At 60.5% G+C, this 511-nt stretch carries 1 pseudogene; it reads left to right on the forward strand.

Going from position 1 to position 511, the window contains the following annotated elements:
* Positions 1-86 precede the first annotated feature (86 nt).
* A pseudogene (locus tag FMM79_RS20320) lies at positions 87-511 on the forward strand (transposase); the annotation flags it as partial.

Below are 511 nucleotides of genomic sequence, written 5' to 3' on the forward strand. Positions count from 1 at the left end.
AGAGGTGGCCTGGAGAATCTGCACACTGAGATAATTGGATTTTCTGCCTGAGAGCAGCCAGATGGGCTGCGAGACAGGAGCAGAGAATGAGCAGACGACCCCGGCGCAACCACAGCCCGGCATTCAAGGCGAAGGTGGCGCTTGCCGCGATCAAGGGTGAGAAGACGCTGGCAGAGCTGGCGCACGACTATGATCTGCATCCCAACCAGATCACGACGTGGCGCACGCAGTTGCTCGAAGGGGCGGCGGGCGTGTTCGGCTCGGAGAAGGCATCTGACGAACCGGCCGTCGACGTGAAGACGCTTCACGCCAAGATCGGCGAGCTGACGTTGGCCAATGATTTTTTGGAAGGCGCGCTCGGCAAGGCAGGTCTGTTGCCGAGCGCAAGGCGATGATCGACCGCTCGCATACCTTGCCCGTGAAGCGCCAAGCGAAGGAACTGGGGATCAGCCGGGGTAGTGTCTATTATCTGCCGCGGCCGGTTTCGTCCGAAGATCTTGCGATCATGCGT

Source organism: Novosphingobium sp. BW1, assembly GCF_008107685.1.
Classification (GTDB): domain Bacteria; phylum Pseudomonadota; class Alphaproteobacteria; order Sphingomonadales; family Sphingomonadaceae; genus Novosphingobium.